Here is a 1,259-nt window from a genome sequence, read left to right on the forward strand (position 1 = left end):
TGTAGTGGTCAACAAATACTAGCCACGGTTTTAGAGGTTAACCAATATAATCGTTCTGATTCATTCGGTGTTAATCCGCCATTATATTGATGTGGTCGTAATTGGCTGTAATAACCAATAATATATCGAGTGATTTCGTGTTTTGCTTCAGCAAAACTACGATAACCTACATTTGGTACCCATTCTGTTTTTAAACTTCTAAAGAAGCGTTCCATGGGGGCGTTATCCCAACAATTTCCTCGTCGTGATAAGCTTTGTTTAATCTGGCATCGCCATAGTAATTGTCTGTAGTAACTGCTGGTATAATGACTACCTTGATCACTGTGAAACATAACCCCTTTAGGTTTATGTCGTGATTCATAAGCCATCATAAGAGCCTTACCTGTTAAGTGACTGTCAGGCGATAGAGACATCGCCCAACCAACAGGCTTTCTCGAAAATAAATCGATAACCACAGCAAGATACATCCAGCGATGTCCAGTCCACACATAAGTCACATCACCAACCCAAACTTGATTAGGTGATGTAACTGCAAATTGACGATTCAGATGATTTGGAATTGCAATATGCTCTTGATTTGCTTTTCGGTATCTATGTTTCGGTGATTGGCAACTAACAAGATTAAGGGCTTTCATTTGTTTGGATGCACGATACCGACTCAAGGGAATACCTTGAGTCGTAACCATATCTGCAATGGTTCTTGCTCCAGCAGAACCATTGCTTGCAGCATGTACCTCTTTGATTAAACTACGCAGTTTAATCAATTCAATAGAAATAGATTTTGGGCGTCTTTGCCAATATTTATAGCTACTGCGATGAACATCAAATACTTTGCATAACGTTGTTATGCTGTGGCTCTTCCTGAGTTTCTCGATTAACGAGAATTGTTCAATGAGTCTGACATCAAGAGAGCGGTGGCTTTTTTTAAGATTTCATTATGCTCTTCAAGAGTGGCTAATTTCTTCTTTAACTCTCGTATTTCAATCTGTTCAGGCGTCATCGGTGAAGCTTTCGGTGATTTACCTTGGCGCTCTTCTTTTAACTGACGAACCCACTTATCCATCGTAGATTTACCCACATTCATGGCCTGAGCAGCTTCAGTTACTGAATAGTTTTGATCGATAACTAATTGTGCTGCCTCTAATTTAAATTCAGCACTAAATAATCGTCTTGTTCGTTTTGTCATGATGTCACCTATCCATGTTAAGAGGTGATGATATCACCTCTGAGTAGGTGGCCAAATTTAATGTACCACTACA

At 39.4% G+C, this 1,259-nt stretch carries 1 protein-coding gene; it reads right to left on the minus strand.

What is annotated here, in order from left to right; translation table 11 throughout:
• Positions 1-8: 8 nt before the first annotated feature.
• A protein-coding gene (locus C9J42_RS21255) for an IS3 family transposase (protein WP_107247967.1) occupies positions 9-1,186 on the minus strand; the annotation gives its coding sequence in 2 pieces (ribosomal slippage) (positions 9-931 and positions 931-1,186; 1,179 coding nt in all).
• Between the last annotated feature and the right edge of the window lie 73 nt (positions 1,187-1,259).

This window comes from Photobacterium sp. GB-56 (assembly GCF_003026105.1).
Taxonomy (GTDB): Bacteria; Pseudomonadota; Gammaproteobacteria; order Enterobacterales; family Vibrionaceae; genus Photobacterium.